Raw genomic sequence first — 25,008 nt, forward strand, 5'->3', positions numbered from 1 at the left:
CCCTCAATGGAGCCGTTTGATCGCAGGATCAGACCTCGAGATAGTCCAGAATGCCATCGGCGGCCTTGCGGCCTTCGTCGATGGCGGTGACTACCAGATCGGAGCCGCGCACCATGTCGCCACCGGCGAATACTTTCGGGTTGCTGGTCTGGAAGGCGAAATCGCCGGATTCCGGAGCCAGCACGCGACCACCGTCATCAAGACGGATATCGAACTGCTCGAACCAAGGTGCCGGGCTGGGACGGAAACCAAACGCCACTAGGACTGCATCGGCCGGGATCACCTCTTCGCTGCCTTCGACCACTTCGGGACGACGACGGCCGTTGGCATCGGGCTCACCCAACGCGGTGGTGACCAGCTTAACGCCGGTGACCTTGCCGTTCTCGCCGACCACTTCGACCGGCTGGCGGTTGAACAGGAACTGCACCCCTTCTTCTTTGGAGTTGACCACCTCTTTGCGCGAACCGGGCATGTTGGCCTCGTCACGGCGGTAGGCACAGTAGACCGCTTTGGCGCCCTGACGGATCGAGGTACGGTTACAGTCCATCGCGGTGTCACCACCACCCAGGACCACAACACGCTTGCCGCGCATGTCGACGAAGCCGTTTTCGTCCTGCTCGTAGCCGAGACAGTTGTTGACGTTGGAGATCAGGAACGGCAGCGCATCGTGGACGCCGTCGAGATCTTCACCGGGGAAACCGCCCTTCATGTAGGTGTAGGTGCCCATGCCGAGGAAGACCGAGTCGTACTCTTCCAGCAGGCTGTCGAACGCGATGTCCTTGCCGATCTCGGTGTTGAGGCGGAACTCGATACCCATGCCTTCGAGGATCTCACGACGGCGGGTGATGACGCTCTTCTCGAGCTTGAACTCGGGAATACCGAAGGTCAGTAGGCCGCCGATCTCCGGGTGACGGTCGTAGACCACCGCGCTGACGCCATTACGGGCCAGCACATCGGCGCAGGCCAGACCGGCCGGTCCGGCACCGATGATGGCGACCTTCTTGTCGGTCGGTACCACCTGGGACATGTCCGGCTTCCAGCCCATCGACAGGGCGGTGTCGGTGATGTACTTCTCCACCGCACCGATGGTGACGGCGCCGAAATCGCCCTGCTGCAGGGTACAGGCGCCTTCACAGAGGCGATCCTGGGGGCAGACTCGGCCGCAGACTTCCGGCAGCGAGTTGGTCTGGTGGGACAGCTCGGCGGCTTCGATGATGTTGCCTTCGGAAACCAGCTTGAGCCAGTTCGGAATGTAGTTGTGAACCGGGCACTTCCACTCACAGTAGGGGTTGCCACAGGCCAGGCAGCGGTGGGCCTGATTCGAAGCCTGCTCGGGTTCAAAGCTGTGATAGATCTCGTTGAACTCTACCTTACGGGTTGCCGCGGCAACCTTCTGCGGTTCTTCGCGCTTGAGCTCAACAAATTGAAAGTCGTTGTGCAGACGTTGACTCATAACACCTCGTCCTCATCTTACGGCCCCTTGCCAGTGCTCGGGGCCGGAATCTCTTGATAACCGGATGCGTCGTCGAATTACTCCGGACGCTGACGCATGTTGTCGAGCAGCTCGCCAAGGCTGGCGGCCTTGGGCTTCACCAGCCAGAACTTGTTGATGTAATCATCGAAGTTCTCCAGCAGTTGCTGGCCCCAGGCGCTCTGGGTCTCATTGACGTAGTCGGCTATCACGTTCTGGAGGTGGTTGCGGTACTCCTCCATGTGGTAATTACTGATGCGGTGAATCTCGACCAGTTCGTGGTTGTACTTGTCCACGAAGGTGCGGTCCATATCCAGCACATAGGCAAAACCACCGGTCATACCGGCACCGAAGTTGACCCCGGTGTTGCCCAGTACGGTGATCTGACCGCCGGTCATGTATTCGCAGCAGTGGTCACCGGCGCCTTCGATAACGGCGTGGGCACCGGAGTTACGTACCCCGAAGCGCTCACCGGCGCAGCCGGCCGCATACAGGCGTCCACCGGTGGCACCGTACAGACAGGTGTTACCGACGATCGAGGTCTTCTGGGTCTCGAACTGACTGCCCTCGGGTGGACGGATGACGATCTTACCGCCGGCCATGCCTTTACCGACATAGTCGTTGGCGTCACCTTCCAGATCCAGTACCAAGCCACCGGCATTCCAGACACCGAAGCTCTGCCCTGCCACACCCTTGAGCTTGACCGTTACCGGCGTGTCTTCCATGCCTAGATTGCCGTGATGCTTGGCGATCTCACCGGAGATCCGGGCACCGACGGAGCGGTCGCAGTTGGTGATGGTGAATTCGAACTCACCGCCCAGCTTGTTGGCGATCGCATCGCGGGTGGCTTCCAGAATCTGCTGGTTCAACTCAGCGGTGTCGTACGGGTTGTTCTGGGACTGCTGACAGGTCTGCGGCTTGCTGCCGTCGACGAAGTCGTTGCGCAGGATCGGAGTCAGATCCAGACGCTGCTGACGCTCGGTCATACCCGGTAGGATCTCCAGCAGGTCGGTACGGCCGACCAGCTCTTCCAGGCTGCGAACGCCCAGCTTGGCCATCCACTCACGGGTCTCTTCGGCGATAAAGCGGAACAGGTTCTTGACCATGTCCACGGTGCCGATGAAGTGCTTGGAGCGCAGGTAATCGTGCTGGGTGGCTACACCGGTGGCGCAGTTGTTCAGGTGACAGATACGCAGGAACTTACAGCCCAGCGCGACCATCGGCAGGGTACCGAAGCCATAGCTCTCGGCGCCCAGGATAGCGGCCTTGACCACGTCCAGACCGGTCTTCAGACCACCGTCGGTCTGGACCCGTACCTTGTCTCGCAGGTTGTTGATCATCAGTGCCTGGTGGGTCTCGGACAGACCGATCTCCCACGGCGAGCCGGCATGACGGATCGAGGTCAGCGGGCTGGCCGCGGTACCGCCGTCGTAGCCGGAGATGGTGATCAGGTCAGCGTAGGCCTTGGCAACACCGGCGGCGATGGTGCCGACGCCTGGGCGTGATACCAGCTTAACCGACACCAGGGCGTCAGGGTTGACCTGCTTGAGGTCGAAGATCAGCTGAGCCAGATCTTCGATCGAGTAGATATCGTGGTGCGGCGGCGGTGAAATCAGGGTTACACCCGGTACCGAGTAGCGCAGCGACGCAATCAGTTTGTTGACCTTGCCGCCAGGCAGCTGACCACCTTCACCGGGCTTGGCGCCCTGGGCAACCTTGATCTGCAGCACTTCGGCGTTGACCAGGTAATGCGGTGTGACACCGAAGCGGCCGGAGGCGATCTGCTTGATCTTGGAGCGACGATTGGTGCCGTAGCGGGCCGGGTCTTCGCCGCCCTCACCGGAGTTGGAGCGACCACCGAGGTCGTTCATCGCCATCGCCAGGGCTTCGTGGGCCTCCGGCGACAGGGCACCGAGGGACATCGCCGCGGTGTCGAAGCGCTTGTACAGCGACTCGACCGGCTCGACCTCGTCCAGCGCAACCGGGGTGACATCCTTGAGCTTGAACAGGTCGCGGATGGTGGCAACCGGGCGTTCATTAACTAGTGCGGCGAATTCGCGATAAGCGCCTTCGTCGTTGTGCTTGACCGCCTGTTGGATATTGCGAACCACGTCCGGGTTGAAGGCGTGGTACTCCTTACCGTGGACGAACTTCAGCAGGCCACCCTGGTCGATCGGCTTGCGCATCTTCCAGGCGTCGGCGGCCAGCAGCTGTTGATCACGCTGGAAGTCGACGAAGTTGGCGCCTTCAATTCGGCTGGTCAGCTCCGGGAAGCAGGTTTCGACCACTTCGGAACTCAGACCAACGGCTTCAAACAGCTTGGCGGCACGGTAGGAGGCGATGGTGGAGATACCCATCTTCGACAGGATCTTCAGCAGGCCCTTGTTGATGCCTTTGCGGTAGTTGGTGTGGCAGCCAATCTCATCCCCGATGATTTCGCCGCGGGCGATCATGTCGTTGATCACCCGGTAAGCCAGGTACGGGTAAACGGCGCTGGCGCCGCAGCCGAGCAGCACGGCAATCTGGTGCGAATCGCGGGCGGTACCGGTATCGACGATCAGGTTACAGCTACAACGCAGGCCTATCTCGCGCAGATGACTGTCGACTGCGCCGGTCGCCATCAGGGCGTGGATCGGCAGCATGCCTTCTTTCAGGTTGCGGTCCGACAGGATCAGCATGGTCTTGCCGTCGCGAACCGCCGCTTCGGCGCTTTCGCACAGCGCTTCGATCGCGGCTTTCAGTCCCATCTGCGGTTCGTAGTTGAGTCCCAGATAGTGGGTTTCGAAGCCTTCGATCTCGTTGTAGAACAGCTTGTGGTACTTCCGTGGCGACAGTACCGGCGAGGCCAGAATGATCCGTTGGGCGTGCTGCTCGGAGTCATCGAACACGTTGCGCTCGGCACCCAGGCAGGTTTCCAGCGACATCACGATCGCTTCGCGCAGCGGGTCGATCGGTGGGTTGGTGACCTGAGCAAACTGCTGCCGGAAGTAGTCGTACAGCGAGCGGGTCTTGTGGGACAGCACCGCCATCGGGGTGTCATCGCCCATCGAGCCAACCGCTTCCTGGGAGGTCTCTGCCAGCGGACGGATGACCTGGTCGCGCTCCTCGAAGCTGACCTGATACATCTTTTGGTGGGTCTTGAGCTGTTCCGGGGTGAACTCCTGGAACTCCAGGTCGTGATCATTCAGCGTCGACTGCAGACGGTAGGAGCTATCGCGCAGCCACTTCTTGTAGGGATGCTCGCTCTTCAGCTTTTGGTCGATGTCGTCGGTGTGCAGCACTTCGCCGGTGCGGGTATCGATCGCCAGCATCTGTCCCGGCCCTACCCGGCCCTTGGCGACTACGTCTTCGGGCTTGTAGTCGTAGGTGCCGATTTCGGACGCGGTACACATGATGCCGTCTTTGGTCAGTACCCAACGTGATGGGCGCAGACCGTTACGGTCGAGCATACAGACGGCGGTGTGGCCGTCGGTCATAACCAGGCCGGCCGGGCCGTCCCAGGGCTCCATGTGCATGGAGTTGTATTCGTAGAAGGCGCGCAGGTCCGGGTCGATCATCTCGACGTTCTGCCAGGCTGGCGGAACGACCAGACGAACGGCTTTATACAGATCCATACCGCCGGTCAGCAGCAGCTCGACCATGTTGTCGAGGCTGGAGGAGTCGGAACCGGTGGTGTTAACGATCGGCATCAGGTCCTGCAGGTTCGGCAGCAGTTCGGTTTCGAACTTGCTGGCCCGGGCGTTAGCCCAGCTGCGGTTGCCTTCAATGGTGTTGATTTCACCGTTGTGGGCCAGAATCCGGAACGGCTGAGCCAGCGGCCAACGTGGTGCAGTATTGGTGGAGAATCGCTGGTGGAACACGCAGATCGCGGTCGCCATCCGTTCATCGGCCAGGTCCTGATAGAAACTGGTCAAATCGGCCGGCATTACCAGGCCTTTATAGGACAGCACGGTGCTGGACAGGCTGCAGACGTAGAAGTCTTCGTCTTCGGCCAGCGCAATTTCGGCCTTACGGCGGGCGACGAACAGGCTGACCGCCAGCTCTTCGGCGCTCTTGCCATCGCCTTTGACGAACACCTGCTCGATCTGGCCCAGGGTTTCCAAGGCGATCGGGCCGCAGGAGGAGGGATCGGTGGGCACAGCGCGCCAGCCGACCAGTTCCAGTCCCTGAGCAGCAAGCTGCTTATTCAGTTCGTTACGCGCGTTCTCGGCTTTTGCCTCGTCGCGGGACAGGAAAATCATGCCGACGCCGTAACGCTCGCCCAGCTCGGTGTTAAATTGCTCCTGCGCGATGGTGCGCATAAAGCTATCGGGCATCTGCAGCAGTAAGCCACAGCCGTCGCCGGTTTTGCCGTCGGCCGCGATTCCTCCGCGGTGGGTCATACAAGTCAGCGATTCGATCGCTTTGAGCAGCAGCTCGTGGCTGCTGTCGCCTTCGACGTGAGCCATCAGGCCGAAGCCGCAGTTGTCCTTGAATTCGCCCGGGCGATACAGTCCTGTCATCATACACAGACCTCAACAGAAAAAGTCTTTACAAACAAACGCCTGGAAGTTCTTTTTGGAATAGGTAACCAGGTGAGGTGTACGTTTATTACGCACAAAAGGAGAGGCATTTTACCCGCGAAACGGGATGAGGACAAATCGGTGGTGCAGGTGCGAAGTGAATTTTCCTTCTAGAGGTCGGCAAAGGCAGAAAATTTACCCTTAATTTTCGCCTTTCCGAATATCATCCTGCACGCCGGCGATACTTCGGGCCCATGGCCTTCTGGCTCGTAGCGCCGGAGGCAGGTCGCCGATTGCGGCCATTGCCGCCGAGCGACTGGAATAGCGGCCGTAAACCACCACGTACCAGGGCTTTTGCTTATAGAAGGTATAGAAACGTTTCAGCTTCTCCTGCTCCGGCATGGAGGCGACAAAGCGACCTACGCTCTTCTCCTGACGGGCGCCCAGCATCTGTAGGGTGTACCCGGACCGGTTCCATTCCAGCAGCTCATTTCCATCACCGAAGTAAACCTTGGTGGGCTCGGCTGCTGTCGGGCTAGTAGTGCCCTGAACTGAAGAATCCGGACTGTCGGTAGTTGTTGAATCTGTAACCGGTGGCAGCTCTAGCACCAGGGTATTTGAGCCGGATTGATCGCCGGCTTCAGCCTGGGGGGATGTCGGAGTCAGCTGTTCGGACTGGTTCGCTGCCGTAGGCTGTTGCTCCGTGCTGGGCTCCGAGGCTTGGGGCTCTGTCTGCGCAACGGGTTTGATCGGGGCGAGCTCGAGCTGTTGGGGAACCGTAGTCTCAGGGGTAGCCATAGGCGGCTCTGGTTGAGGCTGTTCCTGCTGCTGTTCGGCTTCCAGGGCGGCACGGGCCTGGGCTAGACGCTGCTCGAAATCGCTACCATGGGGTGCTGGCGGGGCAGGGTCGGCCGGGGCCTCGTTGATCGGTTTTGGGCTGACCGGAATTTCGACCCGAATCCGCTCGGCATCAGGGTCAAATTGATTGAACTGTTGGAGTTGCGGCCAGAGCAGCCAACCGCCGGCGATGAGAGGCAAGACCAGCAGCATGGTTACCCAGGGCCAGCGCGGGCTGCGCTTCGGTGTCGAGGACTGGGTGCCGATGTTAGTACTGATGTTGGTGTTCTGAGCGGGTTCTGCTGTTGGCACCTGGCCGCTCATGATGGCCTCAATGACTCGAGGGACCCTGCCCGGAAGGCCTAATGACTCTTTCAGCAGTTGTGCTCGGGTGTCATCGTTCAGCCTTGCCGCGACCGCGCTATAGCTGTGTTCGAGCAAGGCATTGAGTTCGATTGACTCAAGTGGCTCCAGTTCAAAGAAGTGGCAGCTGCTCTCTACTACGGCGCTTAGCGAAGGGTTGGCAAGCTGTTCACGAAGTTCGGGGGTTGCGAACAGAACCAGGTGAGGGCGCTGCTCCTCGTCGTCCAATGCCGAAAGCTGGTTGAACAGCAGCTCCAGTGCATCGGCTTGCAGGGCCTCGGCGTCGTCGATGACGATCAGCAGCTGCTTGGACAGTTGCTGCAAAAGCTGGCAATGCTGCAGCAGGGCCTGAAGCTGTTGTTGCGGATCGGTGTCGTGATCCAGGTTCAGCTGCTGATTGATCTGATTCAGCAGGCTTGCGGCATGGGTGGGTTGGCTCAGTTGGATCAGACAGCTGTGTACGGCACTGTCATCAGCCACTTGGTAGAACTGCTGTAGCAGGGTGCTCTTACCGCTACCGCTGACACCCGTCACGATCTGGATGAAATGGCTGTATCGACTCAGGTGCTCAAGCTGCTCGAGCAGTTGTAGCTGGCTAGGTGGCAGGTAGACCTGACCCGTTCCGGTGCGGTTGCTGAGCGTCGGAACCTCTTCACTGAGAAACGGCTCGATGCTGTCTGGGCGATGGGTCGGATCTACCATGTTGACTTGCTCAGTGGCTGGTCAGGCTGCTCAGCGTATTTTGCAACGCTTCGTGGCTGAAGTCAGCCGTCACTAGTGCCTCACCCAGTTGGCGCAGCAGAACCAGTCGAAGTTGGCCATCCAGCACTTTTTTGTCCACCGCCATCAACGACATGAAATCGTCCGGCTGCATTCCTTTGGGGGGCAATAGCGGTAGTTGGGCGCGGCTGAAAATCTGCTTAACCCGTTCAACATCTGCACTACTGAGCCAGCCTAGCCGTTCCGATAGGTCCGCGGCCATAATCGTGCCGGCGGCAACGGCTTCTCCATGAAGCCAGTTTCCGTACCCACTGTGGGATTCGATGGCGTGACCGAAGGTGTGGCCCAGATTGAGCAAAGCCCGCTTGCCGGCTTCTTTCTCGTCTTCAGCCACGACGTTGGCCTTGATCTGACAACAGCGGTAGATCGCTTCGGCCAAGGCCTCGGATTGGCGCTGTTGTAAGGCGTCCAGGTTTTTCTCAAGCCAGCTGAGGAAATCGAGATCCAGAATCAATCCGTACTTGATTACTTCCGCCAGTCCCGCAGCCAGTTCGTTGTCGGGCAGGGTGTTGAGGCTGTTGGTATCGATCAGTACGCAGCGGGGCTGGTGAAAAGCCCCGATCATGTTTTTTCCAAGGGGATGGTTCACACCGGTTTTTCCGCCAACCGATGAATCCACTTGAGACAGTAATGTGGTGGGGATCTGGATAAAATCCACGCCTCGCTGATAGCAGGCTGCGGCGAAGCCGGTCATGTCACCCACCACGCCGCCGCCGAGAGCGACCAGAGTGGTGGTGCGGTTGTGCTTGGCTTGAAGTAGGCCGTCAAAAACCTGATTGAGCGTGTCGAGGTTTTTATAGCGTTCGCCATCGGGCAGGATGACTGTAGCGAGCTGCTTGTCAGCCAGCGATTGCTCGACCTGTTGAAGATAGAGCGGTGCGATGGTCTCGTTGGTGACAATGCAGACCTGAGAGCTTCGGATATGGGAAGTCCAGAGTTCAGGTTGATCGAGCAGGCCGGCGCCAATGTAGATCGGGTAGCTGCGCTCGTCGAGGGCAACATCAAGCCGAAGGGTCATGTTGTGGTCCCGTGTTGTGGTCCAGGGTCGCTTGGGTTAGCGGAGTATTTCGAGCTGTTCCAGCTGGCGAATGATCTCGCGCGCCACGGACTTGGGGCGCCGACCATCGGTCTGGATCAGCAGATCGCAACAATCACGGTAGAGCGGGTCACGAATCTGCATCAGGTCGGACAATACTTTAGCGGGGTCTTCGGTTTGAAGCAAAGGCCGGTTGCGGTCTTTGGCGGTCCGCTCCAGCTGCTGCTGTAGGGAGGCATGAAGGTAGACGACGGTGCCTCGTGATTGCAGATAGCGGCGGTTGTCTGGGCTTAGAATGGCGCCACCGCCGGTAGCCAGCACGATGTTATTGTGTTGGCTCAACTCATCAATGATGTTGGTTTCGCGTTTGCGAAACCCAAGCTCGCCTTCAACATCAAAAATCCACGGAATATCAGCACCGGCTCGAGTTTCAATCTCTTTGTCGGAGTCAATAAATTCCAGTTGAAGCTCTTGAGCCAACAGGCGTCCGATGGTGCTTTTTCCGGCCCCCATCGGCCCAATTAGAAACAGGTTCAAACAACGATCCTAGTAGTTGGTGGCTAAGCCTCAGCGGGTGCTGAGGCTCTCGCTGATGATTTTCGGAGTGATGAAGACCAGGAGCTCGCTCTTCTGATTGCTGTTGTTGGTCCGAGTGAACAGCTTCCCGAGCACTGGCAGGTCTCCCAGAACAGGTACTTTGGAAATACTTTGGGTCTGTTCCTTCTGGAACACGCCTCCGAGCACGACGGTTTCTCCGTTGTTGACCAGTACCTGGGTTTCTAGTTCGTTGGTCACGATGCCTACTTCACCGTTGGGGAGCTCTTCGCCGACCGAGTCTTGATTGATTTTGAGATCAAGAATCAGACGGTTGTCGGGAGTGATTTGTGGAGTGACATCGAGTGCCAGTACAACCTCTTTAAATTCGACGTTGACCTCGCCATCTTCGACGGTCTGGAACGGAATTTCGTCACCCGACTGGATTCGTGCCGGCATGCCGTTGGCTGTAATGACTTTTGGTTGCGAGATGATTTCAGCACTGCCATCGGTCTCAAGTGCAGAGAGTTCCATCTGCAGCAAGGTAGTGTTGGAACCAACGCCGATGGCGAATCTTGAGGCGCCGATGCTGGTAGCACCCAAGTCAACGTTGAGACTAGAAGGAACCGTTAAGCCTGCGCTGCCTCCAGCCTGGGCTGTGTTACCCGGCGCGGTAGCGCCCAGTGCGATCCGGGTTCCGCCGTCTTTAACATGGCCGAATCCCCACTTGACCCCAAGCTCTTTGCTCAGGTCGGCACGGACGGTGACCAATCGAGCCTCGATCATCACTTGGCGAACCGGAATATCTAGTTTCTTCAGGGCCTTGCGGATTTTGGCGATGCTGGTGTCGATGTCGCGCACGATCAGGGTGTTGGTACGCGGATCGGCTTGTACCGCCCCTCGTTCAGACAGCAGCCCCTGTTCGGTTCCAAGCAGTGAGACGATGTCGCTGGCCTTGGCGTAATTGACCTGGATGAACTCGGTCTGAGGTTCTTTCAGTTCGCGAACCTGTTTGTTGGTTTCGATCTCGAAGCGCTCACGTTCGGCGATTTCGGCCGCTGGTGCGATCATCATGACGTTGCCAGTGATTCGCTTGTCCAGGCTCTTGGTTTTTAGCACCAATTCCAGTGCCTGATCCCAGGGCACGTTTTTGAGTCGCAGGGTGATGTTGCCGCTGACGGTGTCGCTGACCACCAGGTTCATATCGGTAACGTCGGCGATAATCTGCAGGACCGAGCGGATGTCGATATCCTGGAAGTTCAGACTCAGCTTTTCACCGGTGTAGGGGAAGCGTTCGCGCTGGCGCTCTTCGGCCTCAGTATCGGTGACCGGTTTGAAATCGACGATCAGCTGGTTATCAGATTGGTAGGCCAGATAATCATACGGCAGTGCTGAAGGTTTGATCAGAATGCTGCTGTTGTTGCCGTCCGCCATCGCGTCGACAAAGGTGACCGGAGTGGAGAAGTCCTGTACATCAACGCGCTCTTCCAGAGCAGCGGGTAATTGTGCACCGATCAGGTTAACGATGACATTGTTACCCTCTTCGATAATATCAACGCCGGCTTTGCTGTCGGTCATGTTGATAAACACACGACCGATATTGCCATCGACCCGGCGAAAATCAATCGAAGAAATCTGGGTTCGAAGTGGGCGGGGAATATTGGTAGTGTCGGCGTTATCCATCGCCATTCCCTGTTTTGGCTGGGCTGCAGCAACGGTATCGCCAGCGCCGGCACCAAACACCACGAACAGGCTGTTCCCCTCTATATAGGTGTCGTACTCCACCGACTCGTACAGGTTAGCGATAACCCGAACCCGGTCTTTAACTTCGGCAAGGTGGAGGGTGTCGACCAAGCCGGTTTTAATCTCGATACTTTTGCTGCTGAGCCCGTTGCTGGCACCGTGTAGATCCAATACCACCCGGGCTGGCTGCTCAATCTTATAGGAGCGGGGCAGCGGTGGTGCCGCGTCGAAATCCAGTCGAAGTTCGAGCTTGTTGCCAGGTAGAGTCACGAAAGCGGAGTCTACGATCTGCACTTCGGCTAGAGTGGTCTGAGACAGTAGCAGGCAAGTTACGAGCCCTAGCCATTTTCGGCTGGTGAACGCCAGTCGCTGTCGGGCCTGCTGCCATGTGGTTGATGAGAGCAAATTCGCCATATCCATTTACGCCTATTTCTACTGTTCTGCTAAAACCAGATTACGGGGTCGCTTCATCCAGCCATCCCGGCCGTTTGGAACGATCTCCATAATATCGATCTGGGTCTCATTGACTGTCAGGATTTCGCCATAATTACGCCCGACATAATTGCCACTTTTGATCCGATGGATTTCGCCGTTGCCATCTTTGATCAGTGCGGTCAGGTCGCCGTTTTCCAGCATATGGATGGTGCCGACCATCACGAGGTTTTCAAGCTTGAAGGCTTCAAGCGGTTCCTTGGGGCGATCAAAGTCAGGTTTCAAATCGTTCTTGGGACCGTCGCTCTGATCCTCTTCGGTAAGCTCGACTCGAACTAGAGGTTGGAACGGTCCTCTTAGGCTGGTTGCCCGATAAAGAAAGCTCTCATAGGGTTTAAATTCCGGCAGAGGGTCGATCTTACCTGCCGGTCGAGACTGGGTTTCGGCAACGTACTGTCGCAAATCGGAAGTGTCGTTGATCTGGCTGCAACCCGATAGCATGACAGCGGCTAAGGCTAGCGGCAGCCAGGTCTGGCTAGGCCGGTAATTAGCTTTCATCGTCATATCGATAGGTCCTGGCAGAAAGACTCATGCTTAGATCGCCGTTGTCGGAGATCGGTTTGATGGAAAAGTCGTGAACGGTCACAATTCGTGGCAGTGCCGCGATGCCGCTGACGAATTCCCCCAGTTGGTGGTAGCTGCCCTTGACCGAAATATTGATCGGTAGCTCGATATAGAACTTGACCTTCTTCTCCGGTGCCAGCGAAATAACATCGAAATTGAGTCCGCTGTTCTGACCAATTTCGGTAATATCTTCCAGCAGACCGGGTACCTCGGTATCGGTCGGCAACTGTTTCAGCAGCTCGGCGAAGGTCTCCTCTACATCCTCCATCTGGCGCTTCAGTGCTTCCAGGTTGGCCACCTGGTACGCCTTGCTCTGATATTGATGTTTCAGCTCTGGCTCTTTGGCGATCTCCTGCTCAAGCTTGGTCTGAAGATCTTTGATATGGAGATGATAACCGGCGGCCCCGAGGGCAATGATTACGACCAGAAACCAGATCGCCTTGATGCCGTAGGGCCAGTTGCCGGCGGTGTTGAAGTCGAGGTTGTTGGCATCGAAACCGCGGAAGGCGTTTCTGAATACATTCTGTACTGACATCAGGAGCCTTCCTCTTCAGGTTTCGGTTTAGTTAGACCCACCCGCATATCGAAGTTTTTATACAGATCTCCGCTTTTGCCGACTTTGCTCAAGTTGGGTTCGGAGAACCAGGAAGAACGGTCCAGATTACGCATCAGCGTAGATACGTCACGGTTGCTGAGTGCTCGACCTTGAACATGCAGCGATTCACCTTTGCGGCTTAGGTTCGAGTAGTAGAGTTCATCCGGCAGTACGCGTACCAATTCATCGAACACCCGAACGATAACGGGACGGTTACCCTGTAGCTCCTGGATCGCTCGAAGGCGCTCTAGTAGCCTTTCACGCTTGGCCCGCAATTCCTTGATCTCTTTGATCTTGGAATCCAGCTTGGCCATCTCTTGGCGGAGGTAGTCGTTGCGTAACTGCTGCTGTTTAGTGTTGTGCTCGATATAGAATCCGGTGCCCCAGACCGCTGCTGCCGCTAGGATAGCGACCAGTACCGAACTGGTCAGAAAACGCTGCTGACGCTCTTTACGACGGTCTTCGCGCCAGGATCTGAGGTTGATCAGGGTGTTAGCCATTAGTCCGCAAAGCTCCTCAGTGCCAGGCCGCAGGCCAATACCAGCGAAGGTGCTTCGGTATCGAACTTTTGGCGGTTGATACGGGAATCGATGGTCATGGCGCTAAATGGGTCGGCGATGGCGGTGTTAATTCCCAATTCCTGAGAAACAACATCGGCAATGCCGGGAATGCCGGAAATTCCCCCCATTAGCAGCAGGGTTTCGATCTCGCCGTGGGTGCCGGACGAATAGTAGAACTGGATCGAACGCGAAATCTGCTGAGACGTGGTCTGCTTGAATGGATCAATATAGCCCAGAGTCAATTCTTCAGGGAGTTCGTTGGCTTTCTTAGCCCGCTCTACCTCATCGCTGGAAAGGTCGGAGACCTGTGACAGGCTGTGGGTGAGATCGTTTCCGCCGAATGCCTGTTCGCGTGAGTAGACAACTTGATTATTCTCGATGACGTAGAGCGTCATACTGCTAGCGCCGATGTCGACCAGTCCGACCGTCTTGTCCAGTAGGTCGTGTGTTTCGGCCAATACCGGGAATACACGCTCTATCGCGTACGTATCGACATCCACGATCTCGCACTTGAGTCCAGCGCCGTTCACCGAGTCCTCCCGGGATTGGACGCTATCCTGGCGGCAGGCGACCAGCAGCACATCGTTCAGATCCGAGCTGCTATCCGATTCGCCCTGAATCTGGAAGTCGATTGCAACTTCGTCGAGCGAATAGGGGATGAATTGGTCGGCTTCCACTTTGATCTGCTCTTCGAGCTCGTCTTCGGTAAAAGAGCGGCTGAATTCGAGCTGTTTGACAATCACCACTGAGGTGGGGACCGATGTGGCAGCCTGCTTGCTTTTGCTGTTGGCCAGCTTGAGCCCTTTCAGTAGGGCCTCGGCGACGACCGGGACCTCCTGAACGTTGTTATCGATCACTGCGCCTTCAGGAAGATGGACGACAGCATAGCAATCAACGTTATAATTGCCGGAATTTCCGGACAGGCCAAGTAGCTTGATGTATGAGGAACCGATATCGACGCCGAGCAACGATTTGGATCCGGATTTAAAAAGGCTAATCACCGATTAATCCTTAAATGCAGTGAACTGGCGACCCGATGGAGGCCGTACTCAACTGTACAAAAATTATCACCAATACGCATACTTTGTTATTAGTGACATTATTCTATATCGCCAATCTACGGATCAGCTTTAGGTTACCATGATCAAAATCAAAACTCTGCTCGGCTTTTTTATAAAAGTAGGGATTTTTTGCACATTTTTAGGTGCTCTGGTTGTAGCCGGCGGTTACTTCTACCTTAAACCACAGTTGCCGGATGTCGAGCAACTTCGTGATATTAAGTTGCAAACGCCGCTGCGAATTTATTCGGCAGATCAGAAGTTGATCGCGGAGTTCGGTGAAAAACGCCGGGTGCCGATTAACTATGAGCAAATACCGGAGCCCTTTGTACAAGCGATACTGGCGGCTGAAGATAGCCGCTATTTTGATCACGGTGGTATCGATTTCAAAGGCTTGGCACGGGCTGCATTTCAGCTGGCCAGTACGGGCCGTATTAAGACCGGTGGTAGTACTATTACCATGCAGGTGGCCAGAAATTATCTGCTGACGCTGGAGCGAACTTTCATCCGAAAGTTTAAAGAGATTATTTTATCGCTACAGATGGAACGGCAGCTCTCAAAAAAAGAAATTCTAGAGCTCTACGTCAATAAAATTTATCTGGGGAATCGAGCTTACGGTATACAAGCGGCAGCCAATGTTTATTACGGACGGGATATTGATCAACTGACCCTGGCTGAACTGGCAATGATAGCGGGGCTACCGAAAGCACCCTCAGCCTATAATCCGCTGGCTAATCCGCCGAGGGCATTAGAGCGCCGCAACTGGATTTTGGCTCGAATGCAACGGCTAGGCTATATCGATTCAAGCCAAATGGCCGAAGCTCAGCAGGCGCCGATCACGGCGGCTTATCATGGCGCTGATATTGAGCTCTATGCGCCCTACATCGCCGAAATGGTCCGCAGCGATCTGCTGTCCCGATACGGTGAATCGATCTATATCGACGGTTTTAATGCCTATACGACGATTCGTAGCGCCGATCAGCGGGCTGCTAACCAGGCGGTTGTCGCCGGGCTGATGGCCTACGAACTGCGCCATGGTTATCGAGGCGCAGAGCAGCAGTGGGATGCTTCGCTGACCGAGCAGCAGTACCTCGATAAGTTACGTCAGATTCCAAGCTACGCTTCGCTGGAGCCGGCCGTGGTGTTGGCGGTATCCGATCCAAAGGCGGAGCTGCAAAACGCCAGCCTGCTGCTGCGAACCGGTGAATTGGTTGAGTTGAACTGGGACGGGATCAGTTGGGCGCGCCCCTTCAAGAGTGTGAATAGTCGAGGCCCTGAACCGACACAGGCCGCTCAGGTGCTGGCTAAAGGGGATCTGGTCAGGTTGCTGCAAACCGATAAGGGTTGGGTCTTGCGTCAGATTCCTCAGGTTCAAAGCGCCTTGGTTTCTCTGTCCACCAAAAATGGTGCGATCCGTGCGCTGGTGGGGGGGTTCAGCTTCCAGCAGAGTAAATTTAACCGGGTCGTACAGGGCACCCGGCAGCCGGGTTCCAACTTCAAACCCTTTGTCTACACCGCTGCGCTGGCCAGTGGCTTTACGCCGGCCTCGATCATCAACGATGCACCGGTAGTGTTTGAAGATAAAAACTTAGAAAGCAGCTGGCGACCAGAAAACTACAGTAAGGAGTTTTTTGGCCCGACTCGTTTTCGTGAAGCACTGTATAAATCCCGTAATCTGGTATCGATCCGAATCTTGAGAACCCTCGGCGTCAAGCCGACGCTGGAGTATATCCAGCGGTTTGGATTCGATGGTTCGCGCTTGCCGAAGAATTTGTCGCTGGCTCTGGGTAGCGCCGATGTCACTCCGTTGGAGCTGGCTACGGGCTATGCCGTGTTTGCCAACGGCGGTTTCAAAGTCGAGCCCTACTGGTTGGAAAGGGTCACAGACCGAAGGGGCGACGAGCTTTATCAGGCTCAGCCGATGACGGTCTGTGAAGGCTGTATCTATGTTCCTGAGCCGGATCAGACCGGAGAAGACGCGTCGCTGACTGAGTTGGATACGCCGCCTCTGGAGCAGGAGCTGCAGGAAGGCGAGACGTTGACCAGTCTGCCGTTGGCGCCCAGGATTATTGATGAGCAAACCGCCTACTTGATCAACAACATCATGCAGGATGTGATCAAGCGTGGTACCGGCAGAAAGGCTGGCAAGCTGGGGCGTAAGGACTTGGCTGGAAAAACCGGTACGACCAACGACCTTAAGGATGCCTGGTTCTCCGGGTTTAACCGGGATCTGGTGGCTTCGGTTTGGGTTGGCTTTGACCAGCCCCAAACACTGGGTCGGCGTGAGTTCGGCAGCACTGCGGCGCTGCCGATCTGGATCGATTATATGGAACAGGCGCTACAGGGCTTGCCCGAAGCACCGTTGATCCCTCCCCAGGGAATTGTCAGCGTCAGGATCGATCCGGAAACCGGTCTGCTGGCTTATCCTGGGCAGAAAAATGCCATCTTTGAAGTGTTCCGAAAGCAGGATGTGCCTACAGCCGCCGCGGTACGTCAGGGAGCCAGTGCAAGCCAGGATAGCTCGGAAGATCTATTTTGATCGGCCGTTGTATGATCCAGTAAGTCAGCTGGGCGGCCAGTTAAGGCCGTTCGGCTGGCGCTAGCAGTCCAGGTCGTACTCGACTTCCAGCGGTGCGTGCTCGCTAAAGCGCGCATCACGGTGGATCAGTGCGTTGCTGATCGTTTTGCGCAGGCCGCTGGTTGTAACCTGATAATCCAGCCGTGCTCCCTCATTAAGCTTCCAGGCACGGTTGTATGGCGGCCACCAGGTAAACTGATGGTCGATATGATTGATCTCACGGAACGCGTCGATATAGCCCAGCTCACCGAAAACCATGTCCATCCACTGACGCTCCTCAGGCAGGAAGCCAGAATTTTGCTGGTTGACGTACCAGTTACTGAGGTCTGAGGTTCTATGGGCGATGTTCCATGTGCCGCAGAAGACGAACTGTCGCCGTTTCCGTAGGGTCTTGCGCAGATGATTCAGGAAGTGCTCCATATAGTGAAACTTCTGCGACTGGGCAGTATCGTCCTTCAATCCAGAGGGGATTGACATTGAGACAATGCTGACACCATCGTAGTCGGCCTGGATAAAGCGGCCGTGGAAGTCGCAAAGCTCGAACCCTAGCCCGGTCATGATCGCTTTGGGGGGCTTCTTGCAATAGATCGCCACCCCGCTGTAATCATCTTCAAAGGCGTCGAAGAAATAGGGGTAATAACCTTCCGGATGATAGAGCCCATCATCCAGTTGGTATTCTTTGCTCTGAATGTCCTGCAGACAGTAGACGTCGGCATCCTCTTCGACCATCCAGTCGAACAGACCTCGCTCGGCGGCCTGTTTGATACCTTGAACATTCAGCGTAATAACGCGCATGGAACTACCTTAAATTGGGGAATTCATTATTTTGGCCGGATTGTAAAGCCAAAGTAGGGGAAACTGAACTTTTTGTTACGTTGAGTTGGTTTAAAGCTAGACGAATCGGTCGTCGAGGCTGTAGTTGGCCAAGGGACGTTGTATGATGGCGGCCGTTTTTTGAACCACGATTTTTCTATGGAGCCTGCGATAGCGATGCAAGATTATCAGCGAGAATTTATCGAATTTGCCATCGAGCGTGGTGTGCTGAAATTTGGCGAATTTACCCTCAAATCCGGCCGTGTCAGTCCCTACTTCTTTAATGCGGGATTGTTTAATACCGGAGAGGCCCTGGCGCGTTTGGGGCGCTATTACGCTGCTGCCATTGAAGCGGCAGGGGTCGAGTACGATGTCATGCTTGGGCCTGCCTATAAGGGGATCCCGTTGGCGGCTACTACCTGTGTGGCGCTGGCAACTGACCACGGCAAGGATGTTCCTTACGTGTTCAACCGTAAGGAGGCAAAGGACCATGGTGAAGGTGGAAACCTGGTAGGAGCGCCGCTGCAGGGACGGGTATTGATTATCGACGATGTGATCACCGCTGGCACGGCGATTCGTGAAGTGATGACCTTGATCGATCAGGCCGGCGCCAAGCCAGCGGCCACAGTGATTGCGCTGGATCGTCAGGAAAAAGGCAAAGGCGAGTTGTCGGCGATTCAAGAAGTTGAACGTGACTTCGGGATGCCGGTGGTCAGTATCATCAGCTTTGCCGATCTGATCGATTACCTGCAGCAGCGTGGCGACCGTGATGCTGAGGTGGAGGCGGTGTTGGCTTATCGTGAGCGCTACGGAATTTAACATTCGAATCCGACTCTACTAACTAGTACGTCCTGAAAGGGTGATTGGGATTGTTAACCCGTTTCGGGATCTGTTGGAGTCGGTATCGTTTGGATCTTGCTGGTTTCGTAATTTTATCCACTCTCTCGACTCTATGTATCAGCATGGACAAAACAGAGTACGGCTTATCGGGTGAGTGTACCCGTGGGCGTACTGAGGTTGGAGGAGATCAGCATGAGAAGGCTCGTCACAATCCTTGCAGCGACATTGATTCTCAGTGCCTGCCAGAGTAATGCTTATTTGACGGGAGATAGTCGCTACACCTTGGATGCAGGTAAGGCCTGGCGCGGTTTGAGCGTGGGCGGAAAGGCGGTGCGTACGGCAGATGTCATCTGCTACGGGCAGCAGTGTTACCGGTTATTACAAACCACCAACCTGTCACGGGAGTTGAGTCACAAGTATCAGCTCGGTGGATTGGTTAATTACCGGACCCTGTCACAGGCGCCGGGAATCGATACCGATGGCGAAAAGCTGGTGCTTCCCGCCGATATCGGCCGGCCGCTGTTTCTTGGGGCTCGGAGCCGAGCTTGGCAAGAGCGCGGTGAGGGAAGCGGGGGGGTTTGGCGCCATTAAAGCGACGTCAGTAAACAGCTCCCCTCCCCTAGGCCAACCGATTCGTTACAGCCGAACCTCAATTCCCTTGTTGCGCATATAGGTCTTGGCTTCGGGGATGCTGTACTCGCCGAAGTGGAAGATGCTGGCGGCCAATACCGCATCGGCTTTGCCTTCGATAACACCGTCGACCAGGTGGTCGAGGTTGCCGACGCCGCCGGAGGCGATAACCGGTACCGCGACTGCTTCGGAAATGGCGCGGGTTACCCCCAGGTCATAGCCGTTTTTCACGCCGTCCTGATCCATGCTGGTGAGCAGGATCTCGCCGGCACCGAGTTCGACCATTTTTTTGGCCCATTCGACCGCATCGATACCGGTCGGTTTACGGCCACCGTGGGTGAAGATCTCCCAGCGGTCGGGCTCATCGGCTGCGCTGACTTTCTTGGCATCGATTGCCACGACAATGCATTGGGAGCCAAAGCGTTCTGCGGCTTCGCGGACGAAATCAGGGTTGAATACCGCCGCTGAATTGATGCTGACCTTATCGGCGCCAGCGTTGAGCATGGTGCGGATATCGTCACAGGTGCGGATGCCGCCGCCCACCGTCAACGGGATAAAGACCTGGCTGGCCATCTGCTCGACGGTGTGGACCATGGTATCGCGGCCTTCATGGGTGGCGGTGATATCCAGAAAGGTGATCTCGTCGGCGCCCTGTTCGTCATAGCGTTTGGCTACCTCGACCGGGTCACCGGCATCGCGGATATCGACGAACTGGACCCCTTTCACGACCCGGCCGTTCTCGACGTCCAGGCAGGGGATAATACGTTTTGCCAGTGCCATGATGGTTCTCCTGATTTTCGATGGGACAGCATCGCTGCCCGGCGAGGGCGGTCGATACCGAGCCGCTGTATTCGTTAGACCGTAGTAGGGGCTATTCGCTCAAAGAGGGGCTCTATGGTTTGCCGTCCCAGTTCAGAAAGTTCTGCAGCAGCTGCAGACCGGCTTTCTGGCTTTTCTCCGGGTGGAACTGGACCGCAAACACGTTATCCCGCGCGACGGCGACATCAAATTCCAATCCGTAGTCACAGCAGCCTGCGACCAGCGAAGGATCTTCGACTTTGACGTAGTAACTGTGCACGAAATAGAACCGGCTGCCGTCTTCGATTCCCGCCCACAGGGGGTGGGCACGTTGCTGACGAACTTCATTCCAGCCCATATGGGGGACTTTGAGGATCTCGCCGTTGTGGTCGCGGTGGTCTTTGCCGAAAAAGGGTGCGTTGCCGGCAAAGTGGCCCAGGCAATCGACGCCGCCGTTCTCTTCGCTGTGACCCATCAGGGCCTGGTAGCCGACACAGATTCCCAGAAATGGCTTGCCGGATTCGATTACTTGGCGAACTTCTTCGTCGACGCCGAGGCGCCGGATTTCGGCCATGCAATCCCGGATCGCCCCCACGCCGGGCAGAATCACCCGGTCGGCGCTGTAGATCTGATCTGGATCGGCGGTGACTCGGACTTCAATACCGGGGGCGACATGCTCCAAGGCCTTGGCGACCGAGTGGAGATTACCCATGCCGTAATCGATAACTGCAACGCTGCTCATGTTCTTTCGTACTCTCAGATACTGTTGGCTACCTTAGAGGCAACCCTTGGTCGATGGGGTGATACCCGCCATCCGCGGATCCGGCTCAAGGGCCATCCGCAGTGCCCGGCCGAAGGCCTTGAATACGGTCTCGGCCTGGTGGTGTGAATTGGCACCCTTGAGGTTGTCGATATGCAGCGTGACCTGAGCGTGATTGACGAATCCGTGGAAGAATTCACCAAACAGCTCGGTATCCAAGGCGCCGATCATGGCCCGGGTGAAGGGGATATCCATCGACAGGCCCGGACGACCGGAAAAGTCGATGACAACCCGAGACAGGGCTTCGTCCAGCGGTACATAGGCATGGCCGTAACGGGTAATGCCCTTCTTGTCGCCGACCGCTTTGGCAAAGGCCTGTCCCAGGGTGATGCCGATATCTTCGACCGTGTGGTGTGCGTCGATATGGAGGTCGCCCTTGGCTTGAATATCCAGGTCGATCAGCCCATGACGGGCAATTTGCTCCATCATATGCTCCAGAAAGGGAACACCGGTATCGGCATTGAAGTTGCCAGTACCGTCCAGATTGATCGAAACGCTGATCTGGGTTTCCAACGTATTGCGGGTAACGCTGGCCTGACGTTCGCCCATGGTCTCCTCCGACTACCAAATTAAGCCGCCCATTATAGCGGTAAAGCAGGCGTCAATGAATGCTTGCCTGAGGATCTTCGGGCGCGTTGGTTCTGCAAATATTCGATTCGATCAAATTCCTGGTTTACCTACGAAAATCAGCAACTAAGATGTACAGCAAAGGATGCAAACTTGTTGATCGGAGTGGGCAATGAAACTGCTACTGAAAATACTGTTAGGAGTCGTGCTGGTTCTGGTACTGGCGGTTGGGGCGATCCTGCTGTTGGTGAACCCGAACGATTTCAAGCCCGAGCTGCAGCAGCTGGCACGTGATAAAGGGCAGGTTGAACTGCAGCTAAGCGGTGATATCGGTTGGTCACTGTTCCCGAATGTGGCGCTGTCATTACCCCAGCTCCAGCTCACCAGCCTTGACGGTGAACCCTTGGCGGCACTGGATCGAGCCAGCATCGAAGTGGCGTTGATGCCGTTGCTCAGCGGTGAGTTGAAAATGAGCGGGATGGAGCTGGAAGGGCTGGACCTGACCATCAAGGCGCCGAGCAGCGAGGCATCGGAAGAGGCTTCCGAGTCCCAGGCCGAATCGGGTGACCCCGGCGCACTGCTGTTCGATATCGGTAAAGTTCGAGTCGTCGATGCCCGGGTGGTTTACGAAGACCCGGTGGCAAAGCGGCAGGTCGAGGTCAGCAACCTTTACATGGAAGCCGATGGCTTGGTCAGCGGCCAGGCGTTTCCGCTGATGCTGGAGTTTGACCTGGCTCTGAGCGAGCAAGGCAAGCCGCAGTTGAAGGCTGCGACCCGGCTGCAGACCGAACTGCTTCTTGATGGCTCAGAATTCAATGCCAAGGCGCTGCAATTGCAAACAACGCTTTCGGGGGTGCTGGTGCCGCAGCCATTGAGCCTGAATCTGGGCGGGGATCTGGCCTTTGATCAGGCTGCTGACCGTGCCGAGCTGCGAGGAGGTAAATTGAGTCTGGCGAACCTGCTGTTGAACCTTGACTTGGTCGCGGCGGGCCTATCGACACAACCCCAGCTCAGCGGTGAGCTGAAGCTCGATCCGTTGGACCTGAAACAGCTGCTAAGCGCGCTCGGTCAACCGGTTCCGGAGACGGCAGATGAGCAGGCGCTGCGCCAGGTCGGATTCAGCGCGACCCTGGCCGGTCCAGCCGGCAGCCTGCAGCTGTCGCCGTTGACGTTGCAGCTGGATCAGACCCGCTTTGACGGCAAGCTAGGCTACGAGCTCGACAGTGGCAAGCAGACGGTCGAGCTCAACGGGGATAGTCTTGATCTGGATCGCTATCTACCACCGGCTGCACAAACGGATCAGCAAGCGTCTCAGCCGAACTCCCAACAGACGGCCAGCAGCGAGCGCTATTCCAAGGAACCGTTATTGCCGCTTGAAACCCTTCAGGCGTTGAAATTGGATGCCAAGCTGGGGTTGGGGCAGCTGAAAGCCTCTGGACTGGAGATCGGGCAGCTCAAACTGTTGCTCAAGGCCGATGCCGGCTTGATCAAGTTGGAGCAGCTGGCCGGGCAGCTCTACCAAGGCAGCTTCGACAATCGGATGACGTTGGATGCCCGTACTGAAAATCCGAAATTTGATATCAGCAAGAAGATCCAGGGGGTCGAATTGGGATCAATGCTTCTGGCCCTGACCGGCCAGGATCGCTTCAGTGGCCGTTTCACGATGAATGGGGGCTACCAGGCTCGGGGAAATTCGGTCTACGACCTGGTTCACAGTCTCGATGGCAACATGGATCTGGGACTTAAAGAGGGGCGTCTTAAGGGGGTGAACCTCGGGGATACCCTCTGCCGTGGGATCCTGCAGGTGCGCGGTCAGCAGGCACCGGCAGAGACCGCTGAAAGCTACACCGAGTTTAGTAATCTCAGTGCGACCGCGAAGATCAACAAGGGCGTGGTGACAAACCAGGACCTGAAAGCCGCGTTGGTTGGGATCAATTTGGCCGGTGACGGCCAGGTTAACCTGCCGGGCGAGAACCTCGATTACGGTCTGTCGCTGACGGTGTTGCAGGATTTTGCCAGTGCCAACTGTCGCATCGATGAGAAGTTGCACAATCTGGCGCTGCCGCTGCGTTGCGAGGGTGGTTTCGATGAGGCACCGACCAAGCTTTGCGGGGTCGACAAGAAGCGAATCGACAAGGTCTTGGCCGACGTCGGTAAGCGAGAAGTGAAGCAGAAGCTGGAGCAGAAACTCGAAGAGAAGCTCAAAGGTAACGAAGCAGTTAAGGGTGTACTGAAAGGGTTATTCAATTGAGGCTTGTGGACCAGGCTGGGAAGTACACCGGCCAATGAATTCAGAACAGTTTCAGCAGGCCGTGTTGACCTGGTTCGATCAATACGGCCGTAAGGATCTGCCCTGGCAGCATCCGATCACCCCTTACCGGGTCTGGCTCAGCGAAGTGATGCTGCAGCAGACCCAGGTCAGCACAGTGATACCGTACTTCGAACGCTTCGTTGCCACCTTCCCGACGGTCCATCAGCTGGCAGAGGCCGAACTGGATCAGGTGCTGCACCTGTGGACCGGGTTGGGCTACTACGCCCGGGCTCGCAATCTGCATAAGGCGGCGCGGCAGTTGGTGGAGCAGCGTGATGGCGAGTTCCCTGACACCCTGGAAGCGATGGAGTCGTTGCCGGGGGTTGGGCGTTCAACGGCGGGAGCGATTCTATCGATCGCTCAAGGCGTACCGACCCCGATTCTGGATGGCAATGTTAAGCGGGTGCTGGCTCGATACCGGGCCATCGAAGGCTGGCCCGGGCGTAGCGCGGTATTGAAGCAGTTGTGGCAGCTATCTGAACACTATACCCCGCAGCACCGCTGTGCCGATTATACCCAGGCGATGATGGATCTGGGGGCGACCCTGTGTCGTCGGGGCAAGCCGGACTGTCAGCGCTGTCCGCTACGCTCGGATTGTATCGCCTTGGCACAAGGTAATCCGCAGGATTACCCGGGCTCAAAGCCGAAAAAAGAGCTGCCCAAGCGGCAGTGCCGGATGCTGTTGCTCCGCGATCCGCGTGGTCGGGTGTTGCTGCGTCAACGCCCTCCAACGGGAATTTGGGGTGGGCTCTGGTCGTTCCCCCAGTTCGATGAGTTGCAACCCTGGGAGCCTTGGTTGCTGGAGCATTGCCAACAGCACGCTGATCCCCAGCCGTTGTCGCCGTTGGTGCACACCTTCTCCCATTTCCAACTCCGGATTGAGCCGCTGCTGATCGAAGGTGTGGAGCTAGATGATCGACGGGTGGCGGAGGCGAGTGAATGCTGGTATGACCTCGAATCACCGCCACAGCTGGGGTTGGCCGCACCGGTGGAGCGCCTGTTGCAGCAATTGCCGCGCTAGCGATTGGACGCGAGATGTTAGGCCGAGGGTGCTGCTTTGGTGTAATCTAGTAGGCTGTCTTTTCAGTTATCAACCCCACTGCCCGGCAGAGGGGT

Annotated in this window: 19 protein-coding genes; 5 read left to right on the top strand and 14 right to left on the bottom strand. The window is 56.7% G+C overall.

Translation table 11 applies throughout. The features are described from left to right. Positions 1–28 precede the first annotated feature (28 nt). From DV711_RS16055 to pilM, 10 genes are all read right to left on the bottom strand, one after another. Complete coding sequence (locus DV711_RS16055) at positions 29–1,453, bottom strand: FAD-dependent oxidoreductase (protein ID WP_114696726.1); 1,425 nt, start codon at positions 1,451–1,453, stop codon at positions 29–31. Between the two features lie 77 nt (positions 1,454–1,530). Further along, the gene (gene gltB, locus DV711_RS16060; RefSeq protein WP_114696727.1) at positions 1,531–5,976 is read right to left on the bottom strand and encodes a glutamate synthase large subunit; all 4,446 of its coding nucleotides are present in this window, start codon (positions 5,974–5,976) and stop codon (positions 1,531–1,533) included. A gap of 198 nt (positions 5,977–6,174) precedes the next feature. Continuing rightward, the gene (locus DV711_RS16065; protein WP_114696728.1) at positions 6,175–7,875 is read right to left on the bottom strand and encodes an AAA family ATPase; all 1,701 of its coding nucleotides are present in this window, start codon (positions 7,873–7,875) and stop codon (positions 6,175–6,177) included. A 10-nt stretch (positions 7,876–7,885) separates the two neighbouring features. After that, positions 7,886–8,971 carry a 3-dehydroquinate synthase gene (aroB, locus tag DV711_RS16070; RefSeq protein WP_114696729.1) on the bottom strand — a complete coding sequence of 362 codons (1,086 nt, stop codon included), beginning with the start codon at positions 8,969–8,971 and terminating at the stop codon, positions 7,886–7,888. Positions 8,972–9,007: 36 nt separating this feature from the next. Then, a complete protein-coding gene (aroK, locus tag DV711_RS16075; protein WP_279386522.1) occupies positions 9,008–9,526 on the bottom strand; it encodes a shikimate kinase AroK in 519 nt (172 codons plus the stop codon). Between the two features lie 30 nt (positions 9,527–9,556). Continuing rightward, a complete protein-coding gene (locus DV711_RS16080) occupies positions 9,557–11,680 on the bottom strand; it encodes a type IV pilus secretin PilQ (protein WP_114696809.1) in 2,124 nt (707 codons plus the stop codon). 18 nt (positions 11,681–11,698) lie between these two features. Further along, positions 11,699–12,262, bottom strand: a complete 564-nt coding sequence (locus DV711_RS16085) for a pilus assembly protein PilP (protein WP_243633851.1) — start codon at positions 12,260–12,262, stop codon at positions 11,699–11,701. Beyond that, complete coding sequence (locus tag DV711_RS16090) at positions 12,246–12,857, bottom strand: type IV pilus inner membrane component PilO (RefSeq protein ID WP_114696731.1); 612 nt, start codon at positions 12,855–12,857, stop codon at positions 12,246–12,248. Before DV711_RS16090 ends, DV711_RS16085 begins: the two co-directional genes overlap by 17 nt. After that, complete coding sequence (locus tag DV711_RS16095) at positions 12,857–13,417, bottom strand: PilN domain-containing protein (protein ID WP_114696732.1); 561 nt, start codon at positions 13,415–13,417, stop codon at positions 12,857–12,859. The genes DV711_RS16090 and DV711_RS16095 overlap by 1 nt, the downstream gene beginning before the upstream one ends. Further along, a complete protein-coding gene (pilM, locus tag DV711_RS16100; RefSeq protein ID WP_243633852.1) occupies positions 13,417–14,445 on the bottom strand; it encodes a type IV pilus assembly protein PilM in 1,029 nt (342 codons plus the stop codon). The genes DV711_RS16095 and pilM overlap by 1 nt, the downstream gene beginning before the upstream one ends. Before the next feature lie 352 nt (positions 14,446–14,797). Here pilM and DV711_RS16105 point away from each other — a divergent pair, with 352 nt between their 5' ends. Continuing rightward, on the top strand, positions 14,798–17,074 hold the full coding sequence (locus DV711_RS16105; RefSeq protein ID WP_243633853.1) for a penicillin-binding protein 1A: 2,277 nt from the start codon (positions 14,798–14,800) through the stop codon (positions 17,072–17,074). A 60-nt stretch (positions 17,075–17,134) separates the two neighbouring features. Here DV711_RS16105 and DV711_RS16110 read toward each other — a convergent pair whose 3' ends face one another. Continuing rightward, complete coding sequence (locus DV711_RS16110) at positions 17,135–17,908, bottom strand: exodeoxyribonuclease III (RefSeq protein ID WP_114696735.1); 774 nt, start codon at positions 17,906–17,908, stop codon at positions 17,135–17,137. A 195-nt stretch (positions 17,909–18,103) separates the two neighbouring features. On the opposite strand from DV711_RS16110, the gene pyrE reads away from it, so the two are divergent. After that, entirely contained in the window at positions 18,104–18,745 is a 642-nt protein-coding gene (gene pyrE, locus DV711_RS16115) for an orotate phosphoribosyltransferase (RefSeq protein ID WP_114696736.1), read from the top strand. A gap of 213 nt (positions 18,746–18,958) precedes the next feature. Further along, complete coding sequence (locus DV711_RS16120) at positions 18,959–19,357, top strand: hypothetical protein (protein ID WP_133297475.1); 399 nt, start codon at positions 18,959–18,961, stop codon at positions 19,355–19,357. 45 nt (positions 19,358–19,402) lie between these two features. Here the strand turns inward: DV711_RS16120 and hisF are convergent, their stop codons facing one another. From hisF to hisB, 3 genes are all read right to left on the bottom strand, one after another. Beyond that, positions 19,403–20,176 carry an imidazole glycerol phosphate synthase subunit HisF gene (gene hisF, locus DV711_RS16125; protein WP_114696738.1) on the bottom strand — a complete coding sequence of 258 codons (774 nt, stop codon included), beginning with the start codon at positions 20,174–20,176 and terminating at the stop codon, positions 19,403–19,405. Positions 20,177–20,288: 112 nt separating this feature from the next. After that, positions 20,289–20,936 (bottom strand): imidazole glycerol phosphate synthase subunit HisH, encoded by a 648-nt coding sequence (hisH, locus tag DV711_RS16130; RefSeq protein WP_114696739.1) that lies wholly within the window; start codon positions 20,934–20,936, stop codon positions 20,289–20,291. A gap of 33 nt (positions 20,937–20,969) precedes the next feature. Next, the gene (gene hisB, locus DV711_RS16135) at positions 20,970–21,563 is read right to left on the bottom strand and encodes an imidazoleglycerol-phosphate dehydratase HisB (protein WP_114696740.1); all 594 of its coding nucleotides are present in this window, start codon (positions 21,561–21,563) and stop codon (positions 20,970–20,972) included. Positions 21,564–21,753: 190 nt separating this feature from the next. Here hisB and DV711_RS16140 point away from each other — a divergent pair, with 190 nt between their 5' ends. Then, positions 21,754–23,832: an AsmA family protein gene (locus DV711_RS16140; protein WP_114696741.1), complete on the top strand. Its 2,079-nt coding sequence runs from the start codon at positions 21,754–21,756 to the stop codon at positions 23,830–23,832. A 34-nt stretch (positions 23,833–23,866) separates the two neighbouring features. Beyond that, the gene (mutY, locus tag DV711_RS16145; protein ID WP_114696742.1) at positions 23,867–24,913 is read left to right on the top strand and encodes an A/G-specific adenine glycosylase; all 1,047 of its coding nucleotides are present in this window, start codon (positions 23,867–23,869) and stop codon (positions 24,911–24,913) included. Positions 24,914–25,008 lie beyond the last annotated feature (95 nt).

The organism is Motiliproteus coralliicola (genome assembly GCF_003345655.1).
In the GTDB taxonomy this organism is placed as follows: domain Bacteria; phylum Pseudomonadota; class Gammaproteobacteria; order Pseudomonadales; family Balneatricaceae; genus Motiliproteus; species Motiliproteus coralliicola.